Origin of the sequence: Pseudopedobacter saltans DSM 12145 (assembly GCF_000190735.1) — a bacterium.
GTDB classification, from domain to species: Bacteria; Bacteroidota; Bacteroidia; order Sphingobacteriales; family Sphingobacteriaceae; genus Pseudopedobacter; species Pseudopedobacter saltans.
On record NC_015177.1, the window covers coordinates 1,760,377 to 1,778,737 of the forward strand.

The window sequence follows — 18,361 nt, forward strand, 5'->3', positions numbered from 1 at the left end:
TTTGTAAAAGCAAACCGTTCAATATTAAAACGGTTTGCCTTATAATTTACATTAATATCTGCTAGGATACACTGTTGTTGCACTTACATGAACTTTTCCATTTGTAGCAACTATTCCTGAAGTCGCAAGAGTTGTAAAACTATTAACCTGAAGTGGAGAATAATCACTATTCAACATTCTAAAGTTAATTTTACCTTCCTGATCAAATCCTTTTCCGGTACCTGTTAAATAATCATAAACTAACGTTCTGGAATTACCCGGTTGCTGTTCATTATTTACCACTAAATATCCCAACCTTGATTCTAATCCCGCTGTTTTTCCCGGGCCTAATAAGGTTTCAAAAGATGTGTTCTCAATTTTAGCACTTTCAAACCCCAAATCACCCAAAGCAATTAAATAAAGAAAATAATTCCTTACCGTTTCAACAGAATAATCACTCCATTTGGTAGCAATTTTCGTTACGGGAGTCCCATTATTAAGTTTCAAGGAACCATCAGGATTTTTTTCCATTACGGGCAGATCAAACCACATTCCAGCGGTTATTGCACCCGTATTTGCATTTCTAACACGAATTGCGTTATTACTAAGAAAGACGAAAGTTCTACCGGGCTTTTCATATTCTTCTAAATTGATTCCGGCATATTCTAATCCCAACTGCATCCATTTAAAAACAGTATCATTTGCAATCACTGGATTTTTGCCTCTATTAATTAGATATTCCTTTGCAGAAATGTTGATATGTGGATCTAAAATTGTTCCTTCATATTTATAATCTTTTTGTACATCTAGTCCAAACATAGAGCAAGATGAAGACACTATTCCTATCAGAACAGTTCCTATAATATATTGATATATCTTTTTCATAACTAATTTTTATAGGGATCGTTTTGAACAAGCAAACGGTTTGAATTAAGAACATTTAGTGATAAAGGCCAATAATATCTCTTTTTATCAGTACCAAAACCTATTTGTGCATTTCCAATATTCGCTTGTCTTGTGATTAAAATAGGATCCATCACTTCTTTTACTCTATCTGTACGCACCAAGTCAAACCATCTTACTCCCTCGCCTATTAATTCGAATTGTCTTTCTTTAAGAATTTCTTTTTCTAAAGTATTTTCGTCGTAATTGGCTGCTACAACAGTTGGTACACCGGCTCTCGTTTTAATCAAGTTTAGATATTTAACAGCGTTATTCCTATCACCTATTTTATTAAGTGCTTCTGCATATAATAAATACATACCGCTTAATCTGTATATTGGTATAAAAACATCAGTTTCGGTAGTAGCAGGAAGATTGTTATCATATTTCTGTAATGTAAAATTATACCCTGCCGTAGCTGTTGGCGCGACATAAGTACCTGCGTAAAATTTCCAGAAACTTCTATCTCTGATTGGTTGATTTGTCGCATTCGTCATATTATATGTTTGCTTAACACGCAAATCAGTTGTTGCTGTTGTAGAACCATAAACTGCGGTAGAAACTGTAGGCCATGTAGTCCACAACTCAGTCCCCATTCTAATAGTATTTTCATTGGTAGTTCTCGAAACACCAGACATACAAGCACAGCCATTAGCAATGTAGTTCCAATGAATGCTGAAAATACTTTCTAAACTTCCCGCTGGATTAGTGAATTGTTGATTCCAGGTTAATCCTGCTTGTAAATCAGCTACTGCACCTCCTGCACCTGTTATATCTTTACCTACTGCATTATAAACTTTCCCTGTTGGAGCTTTAGCAGCGAATAACCTTTTAAACCAAATAACTGCATTTGGATAATCTTTTTTCCACATATAAATATCAGCCATAATAGAACAGATAGCTCCTTCTCCCAAATACCAAACTGTTGGAGTGGCATTTTTTACTGTTAATGCATAAGCTTCTTCTAGGTCTTTGATACATTGGTCTAAAATTTTTGCCTGCGGATCTCTTGCTTGTTCTGCTTTTTCATGAATACTTTCATAAGGCTCGGTCCTTAAAGGAGCATCTCCCCATATCCTTACAATCCAAAAGTAACATAAAGCTCTCATGGCCAAACTTTGTGCTCTATAACTGTCTTCTTGCGCTAAAGACAATGCTCCTATTGTGCCAACTGGAACATAGTTTTTTATTAATGGAAGGTTTTTAAGAATTAAGTTTGCCCTTCCAATGGTGCTATATAATGGACTCCAATCTGCGTAAGCATTGTTTTCTGTTAATCCATTTAAATGGATTTCATTAGTTGAACTTGTAGCATATGCTGAACGCGTCTCCCAATTATCCGATCTTGCTTCACCCCACCATGTAATCCTATTCTGGAACTGGCCTTCTCCGATCATGGTGTGTTGAAACTCGCCATACATCCCGGCAATAGCCGCATCGGCATCTAGCTTGCTTTTAAAAAAATCTTTTAACGTACCTTCTGAAATCGGTTGTTCATCTATAGCTTTATTACAACTTGTAAAAGAAATAATTAAGCTCAATATTGCTGTACTAAATATCTTTTTCATTTTATTAAAATCCCATAGTTAAACCAAAGCCCAATTCTCTTCTTTTTGGATATTTACCGGTATCATCTCCAGGTGTTAAACCAGATGAAGGTGAAAACTCCGGATCATATCCAGTATAATTTGTATAGGTAAGCAGGTTCACGCCATACATATAAACCGAAAGATTTCTTGCAAAAACTTTTTTAGCTGCTTTAGGATCCAATCTATATGTAAATCTTGCGTTGGATAGTCTGATAAAAGATCCATCTTCTAAGAAATAGCTATTGCCACCTGGCCTCTGACTTTTTCTTGTGTCTTTATCCGGGTAATAAGGGTAAGTCGCTATATCTCCTTGCTTTGTCCACGCACCATAAATAGCTTCGGGTAAAGAAGGATTCCCATTGTTTGCAAAGTTTGTTAAGTTTTGTTTGAACTGATTGTATACCTTTCCTCCAACAGTAGAATTCACAATAAAGGAAAATGAAAATTGCTTATACGAAAATGAGTTTATGAAACCTAAATAAAAATCGGGTTGCGCATTACCTATTATGTGTCTGTCATTGTCATTGATAATACCATCATTATCCAGATCTAACCACTCTGTATCTCCTCCCAACAAAACAGCTCCATCACTATTTTTCTTTTTAATAATAGTGCCTGTATACTCTTGACCATTTAAAGTATAACCTTCAGCTGTTGAAGTACCTCTTCCTGAGCCACTAACTTTAACACCATATGGAATAAGTTTCTGTCCGTCTGGTGTATAGGCATTAGATACATCATATTGATAAACACCTAAATTTTTCCAGCCGTAAAAATCTCCTATTCGTCCGCCCTCTCTTATAAGATAGTTAGCATTTCCACCACTAACACCTCCAGTCCCTATAGCTACAAATTCTTCCCCGTTATATAATTTTTTAATAGTTCCTCTTTGAATCGTAAAGTTTGCGTTAACTGTCCAATTGAATTTTTCATTGGCTATTGGAGTCCCCATTAAAGAGAATTCGAAACCTCTATTTTCAATATCTCCAACGTTTACTTTAATTGCATTGTATCCAGTTTCTTTAGGCATTTGTCTGTCATACAATAAATCTTTAGTATTTCTAACATAGGCGTCTAATGTGGCTGTTAATCTTCCTTTTAAGAAATTAAGATCCAAACCCACATTTTGAACAATTGTAGTTTCCCATTTTAATTGCGGATTATTTAAATTAGACATCGGCGCAGCTCCGGCAACTCCATTATAATTATTTCCTCCTAGCTCTACACGCGCAATAGATTCATAATTGCCGATAGCGTCATTTCCTAAACTACCGTAACTATACCTCAACTTTCCATCATCTAAAAATGATTTTGTAAATTTCAAGAAATCTTCATCAGTAAATCTCCAGGCAATAGATCCTGAACCAAAATTTCCTGAACGATTTTCTTCACCAAATCTCGATGATGCGTCATTTCTGTAAACTCCGCTTAAAAGATACCTTCCTTTATAACTGTAGTTTGCCCTAGCAAAATAAGATCCTGTAGAAACAGCACTTTGTACTACCCTCTGAGCTCCAAAATTGACTATGTTAGCTCCGGTAATCGTAGTAACATTTTCTAAAATAAAGTTCTCTCCGGCAAGATTAACATTACTGAATTTAGCTCTATCTCTTGTAGCCCCAATGGTAGCTACAAAATTATGGTGTACATTAAAAGTTTTGGAATAATTTAAATACGATTGAGCTTCATAATAAAATCTCTTATTAAACTGATTAGTAGCGTAGTTTTTATCCCCATTTTGGGTATACACATATCTTGGAGCAAAAAAGAATCTTTCTCCATCGTCTAGTTGTGTATTCAAAGCAACTGTCAACTTTAAATCTTTAGTAAAATCATAATTTAAAGTATTTACAAATTGTACTTTATACTCCTCACGAGTATTCTTTTCATACAAGGCGTTAGCTACCGGATTTCTTTTGTTATTAATATAACTTGTAAGTTTTCCATCAGGATAATAAATCAAATAACTAGACGGTCTGTCAAATACAGGGCGGATTGAGTTCCCTATATTTGCAAAATTACCTGCTTGTCTATATACTGAAATGTTAGAACTGTACTTTAACTTCTTGGTCGCCTGGTAGTCAACATTAATTCTTGACTGAATTCTTTTCACGTAAGTGTTTAAGGCGATACCTTTATCGTCCAAATAATTTAAACTAGCCGCATAGGTAAGCCCTTTTTGTCCTCCGCTTAAAGAAAAACGAACATCATGTTTTTGAGCCAGATTCCCTAATAAAAGTTTTTGAAGATCGTTAGCTGAATTTAAACCCGGGTTAAGAGAATCTGTAAGCACCCCCAGCTGTCCTTGTAACTGGCGATAGTAACGAATATCCTTAGGGTTTGATTGTTGTATTTCATGGGCTATTCTCCCCATCGTATAAACGTACTGCACATCTAATTTAGGCTTACCTTCTACACCTTTTTTTGTTGTTATCAATATAACGCCATTTGCTGCTCTGGAACCATAGATTGCTGATGAGGCAGCATCTTTTAATATTTCAAAACTTTGGATATCTCCCGGATTTATTGAAGAAAAGTTTGGTGTAATCACTCCATCCACTACATATAGTGGATCCGTTCCCTGCCCTTCTGATGAAAATGTCGAGGGGCCACGTATGGTTATAGATCCTTCCGCTCCCGGTTCGCCATTGTCATTTACAACCAATACCCCAGTAGCTTGTCCCTGCAATGCATCAAAAATATTTAAAGGTTGGCGATCCTCTATCATTTTTGCAGTAACAGTAGACGTAGCACTTGTAAGATCTCTTTTCTTAACTGCTCCACCATATCCTGTAACTACTACTTCATCAAGGTCATTTGCATTTTCAACCATTACTACATTGATGTTTGTTTGATTGCCTACTTTAACACCTTGTGTTTTATAACCAACGTAAGTAAATTGAAGCTCCGAACTGGTGCCAGGAACATTTATAGTAAATGAGCCTGACGCATCAGTCATTGTTCCTGATTGTGTTCCTTTTAATTTCACACTTACCCCTGGTAGTGTTTCACCTGTCCCATCTTTAACCGTCCCAGTTATTTTAATATTTTGAGCTATTGCTATTGACTGGCAAAATAAAACTGCCAATAGTGCAAACACAAATTTAAAATCCACCGAACAGCTTCTCTTGCTAGCTAACCTGAGCCTGGGAAATTGAGTAAAAATCTGTTTCATTTGATTTGGATTAATAATTGTTTATTGTCCAATTATTTTATTGACAGAACCACAGCTATCAAACAGCATAATTTGCTTTTGCTTTTCAGACTTTAAGATTCAGAGAATACTATAATTGGATAAGACAAAACTATACGAAACAGAAAGTGGATACAATAGAATAACCGTTCGCTGAGCTGTAGACAAAAAATAACGAAAAAGAAGTAATACGGATTTAACGCTAAAAAAAATCGACCTGTATGCACAAAATCACTATTAAAGCTATTTAACGCGAACGGCTAATACGCTTAAGGGACATAAAAATCATAAGATTTTACACCCTTTATTAAAGAATTCTTACCGAATATTTAGAATTACAGATAGTTTAACTTATAAGTCTTTTAAGAGTGTAACCTAATGCACTATCTTCCAAACCAATTCTTTCATTAAATCCCCATCGGTGGTATTTCCCGTAGAATCAACCCCTTTAGATTTAATATCATATTCGCGTAATATGCTGATTATATCAAAAACTTTAGCCCACGAATAATTTCTTGCAGCCAGTTCGTAATCTTTAACGAAATAAGGATTTACTCCCAATACCCTGGCGGCTTCACTTTTATCCTGGAGATAATGGTACTTTAAAATTTTTGAAAAATAGGTATATAGATTTCCCATAACAAGAACCAAAGGGTTTGATTTGGGATTTGCTTCAAAATAATTTATGATCTGATTGGCCTTTAAAATGTCTTTTTTCCCTAATGCGCTCTGAAGTTCGAAAACATTAAATTCCTTGCTGATCCCTATATTATCCTGAATTTCTTTCGTTCCAATTTCCTGCCCCTGCGGAACGTTTAACATCAGTTTCTCTACTTCATTAGAAATTTTACTCAGGTCATTTCCTAAATATTCTGCCAATAACTGAGAGGCTTTGGGATTAATATGATAACCTCTGGATTTTACAAAATCATCTATCCATGCTGGAATCTTATTTTCGTAAATGGTTGCTGATTCAAAAACAAGTCCTGTCTTCTCGATAACCTTGTATACTTTCTTCCTTTTGTCAAACTTTCCATGTTTGTGACAAAGGATTAAAATGGTACTCTGTAGAGGCTTTTCACAGTATGCCTGAAATGATTCTGCTATTTTGTCAAATTTTAAATCCTGCGCCTCTTTTACCAGAATAACCTGATAATCGCTCATCATGGGGAAACGCTTAGCTGCATTCAAAACATTAACCGGGTCTGTATCTTTACCATAAAAGATACTCATATTAAAACCTCGTTCTGCTTCGGATAATACAGTATTTTCCAATGCCTCGGCTATTAAATCTATATAATAACTTTCTTCCCCATGAAGCAGATAAATTGGTTTAAACTTTCTGTTCTTTATGTCTTTTAGAATATCAGCAGCTGTCATAACGAAGCTAAATTAAAAGAATATTAGCAAAATAAATTGCAATGTTGGTAATTACAACCTTATTTTAGCGCTATGTTTGAGCCTATCCCGTTAAATTTGCCTCCTTATCCTTTTAGGTTAACTAAAAAAGAAAATCAACTTTTCATTTTTGACGAGCTACGTAAGAAAAACTTAGTCCTTACACCCGAAGAATGGGTCAGACAACATTTTACCCAATATCTTATTCAGCATAAGCATTATCCAAAATCTTTAATAAAGCTTGAAGGAGGATTAACTTTAAATAAACTTCAAAAAAGAACAGATATTGTAATTTTTGATATTCACGGTAAACCGAATATTCTTGTCGAATGCAAAGCTTCTCATGTCAAGATTGATCAAAAAGTTTTTGATCAGGTTGCAAGATATAACTTCGTTCATAAAGTGAATTACCTTATAACTACAAATGGTTTGCAACATTACCATTGTAAAATGGATTATAAGGAGGAAAGCTATACCTTCATCCCCGACATACCAACTTACATATAATTTTCTCTTGTAAAACACACATCGCGAAACTTTACATTAAATACTTTCGTAAAAGAGAAAAAAACATTACCATAATGGACCAGAAACAAATTCTTATTACGCGGGAAAGTGTTGTTTCGACTAAGATCTGTATGTTATTAACTAGTATCCAGTTAATTTTATTAGCTTATTTCTATTCAAAGAATGATTTATTTGACCAACGGTATCTTTTCATTTTGCTTTCTTGTATCACGCTAATTTTCATTGTAATCAATATTATAAAAAACAAAAAAACCTGTTTTTTAAAGATTGAAGATGACTATGTAAAAATATCCAGAAAGAGGGAAAAACTAGAGGATATCTCCATTAAAACCAATGAAATTGCCTATTTGGAAACTAAATTTAATAGGATTATTATTCACGACACTCATTCAAATATTCATAGCGTAAATCTGGACCATATCAAATCGGAAAAAAAACGTTGGGAAATTAAAGAGATATTAAGGCAATTATCTCACTATCAACAACAAGAAAAGGCTTCATAAAAAAGGCATATTATTAAAAATAATATGCCTTTCAATATAATTGACTTTTTCCTTTTACAAACCAGCCAAAGTTTCCTCTAAAATCTTAATCTTAGCCTCTGCGTCCGCTTGCTTATTTTTTTCGTTTTCTACTATTTCTGGTTTAGCATTTTGAACAAAACGTTCGTTGCTTAGCTTTGCATTAACTGATTTCAGGAACCCTTTCAAATACTCAATTTCTTTTACGATTTTCTCCTTTTCAGCTTCAACGTCTATATTTCCCTCTAATGGAATGTAAAATTCATCTCTGCCGGCCAAAAAAGAAGAGGCGCCAGCCAATTTTTCTTCTACTTGTCCAAATTCGCTAATGTTTGCCAATTTGAAAATAATATTCTTGCAGGTATCATAATCGATATCAGAACCTTTTTTCACAAAAAGTGTCAGCGCTTCTTTTGGAGAAATTTGTTTAGTATTTCTAACATTTCTGATTTCCGAAACAATCTGTTTTACTACCTCAACATCTTTTAAGATATTACTATCAAAAGCTTGCGAAGCTTCCATCTGGGCAACAATACAGCAATCTTTCGAATTCCTTTCACCAAATACTTCATCATGCCACAACTCTTCTGTTAGGAAAGGCATAAACGGATGTAAGAGCTTTAAAATCCGCTCAAAGAAATTTACTGTTGCTTTGTAAGTAACCTCATCTATTGGCTGTTGATAAGCCGGTTTCACCATTTCCAGGTACCAGGCACAGAAATCGTCCCAAACCAGTTTATACGAATCCATTAAAGCTTCATTCAAACGGTACTGATCGAAATTGGATTCTATTTCCTTCAATGCTTCATTAAATCTGGCTTCAAACCAGGCAATAGATTTCTCATTTTGACAAGCTAAAGAACTATCAACCTCCCAACCTTTTACCAAACGGAAAGCATTCCATACTTTATTCCCAAAGTTCCTTCCCTGCTCGCAAGACGCTTCGTCGAACATAATATCGTTTCCTGCCGGCGAACTCAACAACATGCCTACCCGAACACCATCCGCACTATATTTATCTATTAAATCTAAAGGATCCGGAGAGTTCCCTAAAGATTTTGACATTTTACGTCCAATTTTATCGCGAACAATACCGGTCAAATAAACATTTCTAAAAGGAATTTCACCAGTAAATTCATGACCTGCCATAATCATACGAGCTACCCAAAAGAAAAGAATCTCGGGTGCTGTAACTAAATCATTTGTCGGATAGTAATATTGAAAATCGGCATTTCCTTTATTTTCCGGATGTCCACAAACCGACGGATCGAAAACCGACATCGGCCATAACCAGGAAGAAAACCAGGTATCTACCACGTCTTCGTCTTGTTTGATATCTTCTAATTTTAAATCGGCATATTTCGCATCTTTTGCTTTAAGAACGCTCAACGCTTCTTCTGCCGTTTTAGCAACTGCTACATCACCATTTGGAGCATAAAAAGCCGGGATTTGTTGTCCCCACCATAACTGGCGAGATATACACCAATCCTTTACATTCTCCATCCAATGACGATAAGTATTAATAAACTTATCCGGAATAAGTTTAATATCGCCGTTATTTACATAATCCAAAGCAGGCTTTGCCATCTCTCCCATTTTACAAAACCATTGTAAAGACAGTTTAGGCTCTATTACAGCATCAGTTCTTTCGGAAAAACCAACTTGCGACTTATACTCCTCAACTTTTTCCAAAGCTCCGGCTTCTTCCAATAAAATAGCTATTTTCTTTCTGGCGATAAAACGATCTTCACCTACTAAAATCTGTGCTTTTTCGTTTAAAGTTCCATCATCATTTAAAATATCTATTACTTCTAAATGATGCTTTACGCCAAGCTCGTAGTCATTTAAATCATGGGCTGGCGTAACTTTTAAACATCCGGTACCAAAATCAGATTCAACGTATTCATCCGGAATAATAGTAATTGCCTTATCAATTAAAGGAATCAGAACTTTTTTACCATGTAGATGAATATAACGTTCGTCGTTAGGATTAACACAAACAGCAGCATCTGCCATAATGGTTTCTGGCCGGGTTGTAGCAATAGTTACAAAACCGTCTCTTTCAACCAATTTATATTTGATATAATATAATTTTTGATTTACTTCTTTACGGATAACCTCTTCGTCAGAAACTGCAGTCAAACCTTTCGGATCCCAGTTTACCATCCTTATACCACGATAAATCAATCCTTTTTTATGAAGGTGGATAAAAGTATCGATTACTGCAGCCGAAAGTTCAGGATCCATTGTAAAAGCTGTACGATCCCAATCACATGAAGCTCCTAGTTTTTTTAATTGCTCTAAAATAATACCACCATATTTCTCTTTCCATTCATAAGCATATTTTAAGAATTCGGATCTTGTTAAATCCTTTTTATTGATTCCTTTTTCCTTTAACATAGCCACAACTTTTGCTTCGGTAGCAATGGAAGCATGGTCTGTTCCCGGAACCCAACAAGCGTTCTTTCCTTTCATTCTGGCCCTGCGAATCAAGACATCCTGAATGGTATTATTCAACATGTGTCCCATATGTAAAACTCCGGTGACATTTGGCGGAGGTATTACAATTGTATAAGGTTCACGCTCGTCTGGAACTGATTTAAAAAACTTGTTTTCTAACCAATAAGAATACCATTTGCTCTCTGATTCTTTAGGATTATATGTCTTGGAAATGCTCATACAGTATTAAATTCTAACAATCCGCAAAAATACACTTTCAAAGTGAAACGAACAATCTGATTTTAACCCTGAAAAGGAGGATATGAGACGTGAGGCATTAAATATGAGAGAGAAAACGACTAAAGTTTATTCATGATTGACAGTTTATTTTTAATAGTCTATATAAAATCTACAGTGATTAATCCATTTAAGATACTAAAAATCCCATTGCAGTGTGTGTACCGGCTATGATACCATACAAATTTAAAGAGTAAGCCCAAACAACCCCAATAAACTAATAACCAATGACTATTGAACTAATGAATTAAAATAAAGACAATAATAAAACTATCAAGTAACAAGCTTGTTTAATTAAAACAAAAATCCAATAGATAATGTATTTTAGTAGATATTATCATTAAGAAAATATGAATCTTAGATCGAAACTAATACTTTCTTTGTGCGCAGTCCCATGTTATTTAAGCACTTATGCGGACAAACCCACCAGCAAAATTCAGGATAAATTTATCGACCCAGCAAATATGGACCTTTCGGTAAAGCCTGGAGATGACTTTTACACTTACGCAAGTGGAACCTGGTTAAAAAACAATCCGGTTCCTGAGAAAGAAACTCAATGGGGCGCATTCAACGTACTCATGGATTTCAATATAAATGCTGTTAAAGATATTTTGAATAAAGCCGCAGCTGACAAAAATGCTCCCGCAGGATCTATAGAGAAACGTGTCGGTGATTTTTATGCAGCCGGGATGGATACCCTTACTATTGAAAAACTAGGATATACACCTATTAAAGCTGATTTAGCTAAAATATCGGCAATCGCATCCAAAGCTCAGTTTATTGATGCAATAGCTTCTTTACAGGTATCCGGATTAACTTCTCCCCTGTTCCATATGAATGTAGAACAAGACAGTAAAAATCCGGAAGTCATGATCACTAATTTTTCTCAAGGAGGAATTTCACTTTCCGATAGAGATTATTATTTAAAAGATGATAGCAGAAGCAAGCAGATTCGTGAAGCTTTTGTAAAATATATCAATAGACTATTTGTATTAACGGGTTCCACAAAAGAACAAGCCGAAGCTTATGCTAAAACTATTCTTTCTATAGAAACGGAACTGGCTAAAGCACAAATGAGCCGTGTTGAGTTAAGAGATCCACAGCGCACTTACAATAAACTTTCTGTTCAGCAATTAACTAAAGACGCACCAACATTAAACTTCGAGAAGCTTTTACCTAAAATGCTTATAAACAACGAAAAATATGTTTTAGTAAATAACCCTTCTTTTTTTACTGCGGCGAATAAATTAGTTGAGCAAAGACCATTAAATGATTTAAAAATATATTTAAGATGGAATATCCTTAAAAGTTCGGCACCTTACCTAAGTTCCGACTTTGTAAATGCTAATTTCCAATTTACACAGACTTTAACCGGACAAAAAGTTCCTACTCCGAGATGGAAGAAAATTTCTTATCAAACAGATAGAAACATAGGCGATTTATTAGGCCAATTATATGTTGCAGAATATTTCAAACCCGAAGCTAAAGCCCGAATGGATGATATGATCCAAAATTTGTCCAAAGCTTTTGAGATCAGGATAAATAACCTTGACTGGATGTCTGCAGAAACCAAAGTGAAAGCCCTGGAAAAATTAAAAGCTTTTATTCCAAAAATTGGTTATCCTAGTAAATGGAAAAAATACAATGGTTTGGTTATCGATAGAAAAACGTATTTCCAAAACTTAGTCAACGCCGATAAATGGTCTTATAAGGACATGATAAGCCAGCTTGGAAAACCAGTCGACAGGACAAAATGGGAAATGACTCCACCAACAGTAAATGCTTACTATGACCCGGTAATGAACGAAATTGTTTTTCCTGCTGGTATTTTACAATTCCCTTTTTTTGACCCTAATGCCGATGATGCGGTTAATTATGGAGGCATAGGTGCAGTTATTGGACACGAAATGTCGCATGGATTTGATGACTCCGGCAGCCAATACGATGCTAAAGGAGCTTTAAATAACTGGTGGACCAAAGAAGACAGAGAAAAGTTTGAGGCAAAAACCAAACAATTGGTGGAGCAATTTAACAACTATAAGGTGTTAGATACAATTGCTGTTAACGGAGAGCTGACTTTAGGAGAAAACATTGGCGATTTAGGAGGATTAAATGCAGCTTATACGGCTTTTAAAATGACTAAAGAGGGCCAAAGTAACGAGAAAATTGATGGTTTCACTCCGGACCAAAGGTTTTTCCTATCCTGGGCTCAGGTCTGGAGAGGTAATATTTTACCTGAAACAGCAGCACAATACATACTAATAGATCCCCATTCTCCTGAAAAATACAGAACCATTGGCCCGCTTGTAAATATGGACGAATGGTACAAGGCTTTTGATATCAAACCCGGAGACAAACTGTATAAAAAACCAGAAGACAGAATAAAAATCTGGTAAATTGATTTAAACATTTTTCTTGGTAAAGGCTGATTTCTATTAAATCAGCCTTTATTTGTTCCAAGCTCCTAAGATTATCACTTATCCACTCTAAAAGACACCTTACAAATAACGCCGTAAGTTGTTATTTTACCATCCTTAACATGCGCCTTTTGTTCCTTTACCCAAACAGAATCCACGTTGTGAATGGTTTTAGAAACCTCGTTAACTGCCTGCTGAACGGCATCGTCAAAACTCTTTTCTGAAGAAGCAATCACTTCAATAACTTTTACAACTGCCATAATAATAAAGTTTAGAATTCTACACTTGGGGAGTACAGTGCTTCCCACCCACATAAGTAACTGAAAACCAGAAACAATGTTTTTTTATTTTTAAAAAATTCACAGGCATATCATATCAACAATGATAAATAGACGGCAATCATATTCAACCAATTTAAATAACAGAGTGTATATTATTTTTTCAATTTTTGACGTTTTCATTTTATTTCTATCTTTAAAATATGGCGCATCTTATTCTATCTATTTTCTTTGCTTTTTCCGCATATATATCGCCTCAGAATAATGAAGAAGAGGATTATGATGTTTTCTTAAAAGAAAACATCAAGGGAGACGCACCTTTCGTAAGCGTAGACTCGCTGAAAACCACGAACTCAACTGTATTTTTAGATGCAAGAGAAAAGCAGGAATTTGATATCAGTCACATACGTGGTGCCAGAAATATTGGCTATATCTGGTTCGACATGAGAAACATATATGACATACCTAAATCTGCACACATAGTTATTTATTGCACCATAGGCAACAGAAGCGAAAAAATAGGCAGTAAGCTTATAAAAGCAGGTTATCAAAATGTACATGTACTTTACGGAGGTTTAATTAAATGGATAAATGAAGGTTTGGCACTTTATAGAAATGATGGTGCTCAAACAACCGAAATTCACACCTATAACGAGCAATGGGCCAAATGGACCAGAAGAGGGGCAATAGTTTTTTAATATGGAAAAGGAAAGTAAACTAAGTATAATAACAACGGCCGATAATTCAAAAACCGTTTATAATCCTATTATTGGTGAAAACTATCATAGCACACATGGTGCTGTCGAAGAAAGTAATCATGTATTTCTGAATTCGGGACTCCGATATTTTCTCGCAGATAAAAATATTAGGGATGTTTCTGTACTGGAAGTCGGTTTTGGAACCGGTCTTAACTTTTTGCTGACAGCAGACTTTTGTACCGGAACACAAATTAATCTGGATTATGTAGGAATAGAAGCATTTCCGCTGGAATTCGATTTTCTGGAACAAACGAACTACGATGAATTAGTTTCGCAAAATACATGGAGCGCTTATAAAAAAACATATAATCATGCATTAGAACGAAGCATAGAACTTAATGATTATTGTAATTATCACATAGCCTATACAGAACTCATTAATTTCAAATCCGAGCAGCTTTTCGACATCATTTATTTTGATGCTTTTGCATCAAAAAAACAACCTGAAATGTGGACTGTTGATGCTATAAAACATACAGTGAACTTTTTAAAACCTCAGGGTATATTTGTGACTTATGCCATTACCGGCGATCTAAAAAGAATAATGAAGTCGCTCGGTATGAAAGTAGAAAAGGCTCCCGGTTCGGCCGGAAAACGCGAGATGTTAAGAGCTATAAAAGTTTAATAATATATCGAGACAGTTAAGCTATTAGATTCAGCATAAAAAAAGCCGGTATTAAAACCGGCTTGAGTCATGCATTTCTATTGCTTTTCCTATGTTATTTATAGTTCTCGTATCTAAATCACCCCAAATCTGCTCCCACTGATTTTTTTCGTCTTTCCTTAATCTGGAAATTTCAACACCATTGGTTTCACATATATAAAAAGGAACTCCGTCCGTTGTATCTTCAGGTTGGATTTGCAAATCAAATACTTTATAGGGTTTATCTCCTATATTTATACTTATATTGAATTTTTGATATTTGGTATCTTTCATAACAAAAAGAATTACATGTAAATCAATCTTATTACCTCTTTATCAAAAATCAATATTTATGCCACAAACAGAAGTTTACTGTTCTGAAGGAATTAAAACAATCTTAAAATAAACGCGACCCGGGCCTCCTCCTGTTATTTGCGTATAATCAGAATATTGCATTCTCACCTGAATATCCGAATTAGAGGTATCAAAACTATAAGCAATGCCTAAATATGTATGCGGAATCTGCTCCCATACTTTATTATCATAACTTATATAGACTAGGATCCCATCATAATCATTATAGAAATTATCAGTTTCATAAAGTGGAATAGAGGATACAAAAGTCTTTCCGCCATCAACTAATGTCCATTGTGAACCGGATCTTTCGGCGTAAATCGTCTTATTAGTAACCGTATAGTAGTTGTTGACATCTTTCTGGCATGAAGTAAAACCTAGTATAATCACACCCGCAATTAAGAATAATAATCTTTTCATCTCTGTTATCTTTTAATGTTAGACGATACTTTCTTGTCTATAGTTTCAAGCTATAACAAAAAAAGCACCACATTTTGTGATGCTTATTTATAAGACCTTAATGTATCAGAAAAGTTTAATTACAATGTTTTTAAATCTGCTACTCCTGCTGCTATCAGCATTAGGTTATGAAGCTCATAATTTTTCACAAAGGGTTTTAACAGTTCACTTCCCGGGCCATACATTGCCAGTTCAACGTAATCTCCCGAGTGATCCATTGCCCCCCAACCTACTGATGTAAATCGTTCCTGAATGATTGCCAACTCTTTAAACGGAAGCTTCCTGGGATTATACAAGCCCTTTTCATCCAATTTATCGTAATGGGAAAGGATCTTTTTTGCATCATCATTAGTAATCGCAATGCCTTGTGCCGATTCTATTTTCTCTATCAATGTATTCGGCGAGGTATTTTTGTCTATCCCATTCAGTATCCAATTATTGGACTGTTTGAAATTGAAAATACGATCAAAGTTCTTATCTGCATTGCTGCCATAAAATAAGCCGGGGTTCGAATTACCGTGGTCGGTAGTTATTACCACCAGCGTATCGCCATCTTTCTCTGCAAAGTCCATAGCTATTCCAACTGCTTCATCAAATGCTATCTGATCATAAAGAAGCGCTGCTACATCATTTCCATGGGCTGCCCAATCCACTTTCCCACCTTCCACCTGCAATACAAATCCTTTTTTATTTTGCTTTAATGTATTGATCGCTTTTTGTGTCATCTCCGCCAGGGTGGGGATTTTTTCTAATAGCTCTTTGTCGGAAGACCTGTCTACAGAATAAGGCAATGCATCCTGATAAAAGACCCCAAGCATTGGCTTATTGGTTCCTGCATAGCTATTCATCGATTTCCTATCCCGAAACACCTCATATCCTTTTTTAGTGTATTCGTCAAACACGTTTCGTTTGTCCTTCCTTATCTCGGAGCTGAAATTTTCCAAACCTCCGCCCATTACCACATCAATACCATGCTGAAGGTATTTCAAAGCAATTCCAGGTTCGTCACTTCTCTTATTGCTGGTTACACAAAATCCAGCCGGAGTTGCATGCGTAGCCATAACCGTAGTTACAACTCCAGCTGATTTACCAGCCTTTTTAAATTTTTGCCATATCGGAGTATTTTCTGTCCCATCGGAGTTAACGTTTATAGCGCCATTTTGAACCCGTTTCCCTCCACCCCATGAGGAACTGGCGGCCGCCGAATCCGTTACCAGGGAATTTGCCGAAGCAGTATCCATTAATGCCCGTGCCACTTTATTTTGTTCATATAGCGACAGCCAATTCGACATTTTTCCTTCCTTTCTATGCAATAACATATTGGCCATGTTGAGGGTTCCGGTACTCATCCCGTCACTAACCAGAAAAATTATGTTTTTCGCTAATTTGCCTTTCTTTTGTACCGGTGCTGCTAAAGTTTCGAGTGGAGATAATAAAGTGCTGCCTAAAAAAGCCAGCACACCACCTTTAAAGAGGTCTCTTCTTTTCATGCTTTAAAGTTATGATTAGAATATTAAGTAAATGCTAATTATTTAATAAAAATGGCGGTTTTTACTTTTAAGATAGTCTATTAAGTACTGGGGACGATCAGTTTGTATGATTCTTGCTCCCAAATCATTTATCAAATATCCGTAACCTTTATCCGGGTCCTTCAAAGACATATCATCATCATGTCCTCCCGCCATAGTATCCCACAAAGTGTTATACCATATCAATGATTTTCCTTGTAAGGTTTTTGAGAGCTGTTTGGGCAAAGGATTAGCATCCTTAACATACAATAGCTCAAAAGCGACCGGATTTAATTCCTTAATAAAATCGTCTATCATCTTCTGTGCGTTCGGCTTGTCCAGATTCACAATAGGCATATAGATTACTTTGTCCAGATATTTACCAAACTGTTCTTTTACTTTTTGTGAAGTTGCAGTACCTTTCATTATGATATGATCTACTGTACCGGTTTTCTCCAACAAAACATAAACTTCATCGAAAACATCGTAAGCTTTATCTAAGTTCAGCATTATCTTTCCTTTAGACAGTAGTAAGGTTTCTTCCAATGTAGGTACTTTATGTATAGTCTTTATTGCCGCGCCATTACGCAAATTCAAATTTCGTATAGAGTCTAATGTCCAGGTACTAACAGCTCCTTTGCCCGTAGTAGTTCTGTCTAAAGTTTTGTCATGCATCAAAATCAACTGTCCGTCTTTGGTTTTCTGGATATCTATTTCAACAACATCAACTCCCATTTTTATTGCGTTCTCTATGGCAGCTAAAGAATTTTCAGGGGCATAGCGCCAATCGCCGCGATGTGCCACCACCAATACATCTTTCCCATTTTTATCGAACAACTTTCGCCTTGTTTCGTCAACGCGGGTTTGGGCCACTAAAGCAAAAGTGCCATGTAAAAAGAGTATAAAAATGATTATTTGTTTCAATGCTGATGATCTACTCATATTATTTATTTCTTCTTCCTGTTTTTTTCTAAATCCACTAAAAGTAAAAAGGATCTGTCTGCCATGATAATATTCGCTCATTTAGACAAAATCCATATGTAGCTTTTTTCTAAGTC

Annotated in this window: 15 protein-coding genes; 5 read left to right on the forward strand and 10 right to left on the reverse strand. The window is 35.5% G+C overall.

Annotated elements, in window-relative coordinates; genetic code table 11:
• Positions 1-51 precede the first annotated feature (51 nt).
• From PEDSA_RS07485 to holA, 4 genes are all read right to left on the reverse strand, one after another.
• The gene (locus PEDSA_RS07485; RefSeq protein WP_013632558.1) at positions 52-864 is read right to left on the reverse strand and encodes a hypothetical protein; all 813 of its coding nucleotides are present in this window, start codon (positions 862-864) and stop codon (positions 52-54) included.
• A 2-nt stretch (positions 865-866) separates the two neighbouring features.
• Positions 867-2,489: a RagB/SusD family nutrient uptake outer membrane protein gene (locus PEDSA_RS07490; protein WP_013632559.1), complete on the reverse strand. Its 1,623-nt coding sequence runs from the start codon at positions 2,487-2,489 to the stop codon at positions 867-869.
• Positions 2,490-2,493: 4 nt separating this feature from the next.
• Entirely contained in the window at positions 2,494-5,685 is a 3,192-nt protein-coding gene (locus tag PEDSA_RS07495) for a SusC/RagA family TonB-linked outer membrane protein (protein WP_013632560.1), read from the reverse strand.
• A gap of 393 nt (positions 5,686-6,078) precedes the next feature.
• Complete coding sequence (gene holA / locus PEDSA_RS07500) at positions 6,079-7,083, reverse strand: DNA polymerase III subunit delta (RefSeq protein WP_013632561.1); 1,005 nt, start codon at positions 7,081-7,083, stop codon at positions 6,079-6,081.
• A gap of 72 nt (positions 7,084-7,155) precedes the next feature.
• Between holA and PEDSA_RS07505 the strand changes: the two genes are divergently transcribed.
• Both PEDSA_RS07505 and PEDSA_RS07510 read left to right on the forward strand, forming a co-directional pair.
• The gene (locus PEDSA_RS07505) at positions 7,156-7,608 is read left to right on the forward strand and encodes a type I restriction enzyme HsdR N-terminal domain-containing protein (RefSeq protein ID WP_013632562.1); all 453 of its coding nucleotides are present in this window, start codon (positions 7,156-7,158) and stop codon (positions 7,606-7,608) included.
• Positions 7,609-7,682: 74 nt separating this feature from the next.
• Positions 7,683-8,132, forward strand: a complete 450-nt coding sequence (locus PEDSA_RS07510) for a hypothetical protein (protein WP_013632563.1) — start codon at positions 7,683-7,685, stop codon at positions 8,130-8,132.
• 54 nt (positions 8,133-8,186) lie between these two features.
• Here the strand turns inward: PEDSA_RS07510 and PEDSA_RS07515 are convergent, their stop codons facing one another.
• Positions 8,187-10,829: a valine--tRNA ligase gene (locus PEDSA_RS07515; RefSeq protein WP_013632564.1), complete on the reverse strand. Its 2,643-nt coding sequence runs from the start codon at positions 10,827-10,829 to the stop codon at positions 8,187-8,189.
• A 407-nt stretch (positions 10,830-11,236) separates the two neighbouring features.
• Here PEDSA_RS07515 and PEDSA_RS07520 point away from each other — a divergent pair, with 407 nt between their 5' ends.
• Positions 11,237-13,282 (forward strand): M13 family metallopeptidase, encoded by a 2,046-nt coding sequence (locus tag PEDSA_RS07520; protein ID WP_013632565.1) that lies wholly within the window; start codon positions 11,237-11,239, stop codon positions 13,280-13,282.
• A 77-nt stretch (positions 13,283-13,359) separates the two neighbouring features.
• Here PEDSA_RS07520 and PEDSA_RS07525 read toward each other — a convergent pair whose 3' ends face one another.
• Entirely contained in the window at positions 13,360-13,563 is a 204-nt protein-coding gene (locus PEDSA_RS07525; protein WP_013632566.1) for a dodecin family protein, read from the reverse strand.
• Between the two features lie 221 nt (positions 13,564-13,784).
• Between PEDSA_RS07525 and PEDSA_RS07530 the strand changes: the two genes are divergently transcribed.
• The gene (locus PEDSA_RS07530; protein WP_013632567.1) at positions 13,785-14,279 is read left to right on the forward strand and encodes a rhodanese-like domain-containing protein; all 495 of its coding nucleotides are present in this window, start codon (positions 13,785-13,787) and stop codon (positions 14,277-14,279) included.
• Position 14,280: 1 nt separating this feature from the next.
• Positions 14,281-14,964 carry a tRNA (5-methylaminomethyl-2-thiouridine)(34)-methyltransferase MnmD gene (gene mnmD / locus PEDSA_RS07535; RefSeq protein ID WP_013632568.1) on the forward strand — a complete coding sequence of 228 codons (684 nt, stop codon included), beginning with the start codon at positions 14,281-14,283 and terminating at the stop codon, positions 14,962-14,964.
• A 51-nt stretch (positions 14,965-15,015) separates the two neighbouring features.
• Here mnmD and PEDSA_RS07540 read toward each other — a convergent pair whose 3' ends face one another.
• From PEDSA_RS07540 to PEDSA_RS07555, 4 genes are all read right to left on the reverse strand, one after another.
• Positions 15,016-15,276 (reverse strand): hypothetical protein, encoded by a 261-nt coding sequence (locus tag PEDSA_RS07540; RefSeq protein ID WP_013632569.1) that lies wholly within the window; start codon positions 15,274-15,276, stop codon positions 15,016-15,018.
• A gap of 75 nt (positions 15,277-15,351) precedes the next feature.
• The gene (locus tag PEDSA_RS07545) at positions 15,352-15,756 is read right to left on the reverse strand and encodes a hypothetical protein (protein WP_013632570.1); all 405 of its coding nucleotides are present in this window, start codon (positions 15,754-15,756) and stop codon (positions 15,352-15,354) included.
• A 119-nt stretch (positions 15,757-15,875) separates the two neighbouring features.
• Complete coding sequence (locus tag PEDSA_RS07550) at positions 15,876-17,285, reverse strand: alkaline phosphatase (RefSeq protein ID WP_013632571.1); 1,410 nt, start codon at positions 17,283-17,285, stop codon at positions 15,876-15,878.
• Between the two features lie 42 nt (positions 17,286-17,327).
• Positions 17,328-18,326, reverse strand: a complete 999-nt coding sequence (locus PEDSA_RS07555) for a glycerophosphodiester phosphodiesterase family protein (protein WP_013632572.1) — start codon at positions 18,324-18,326, stop codon at positions 17,328-17,330.
• Positions 18,327-18,361: the final 35 nt, after the last annotated feature.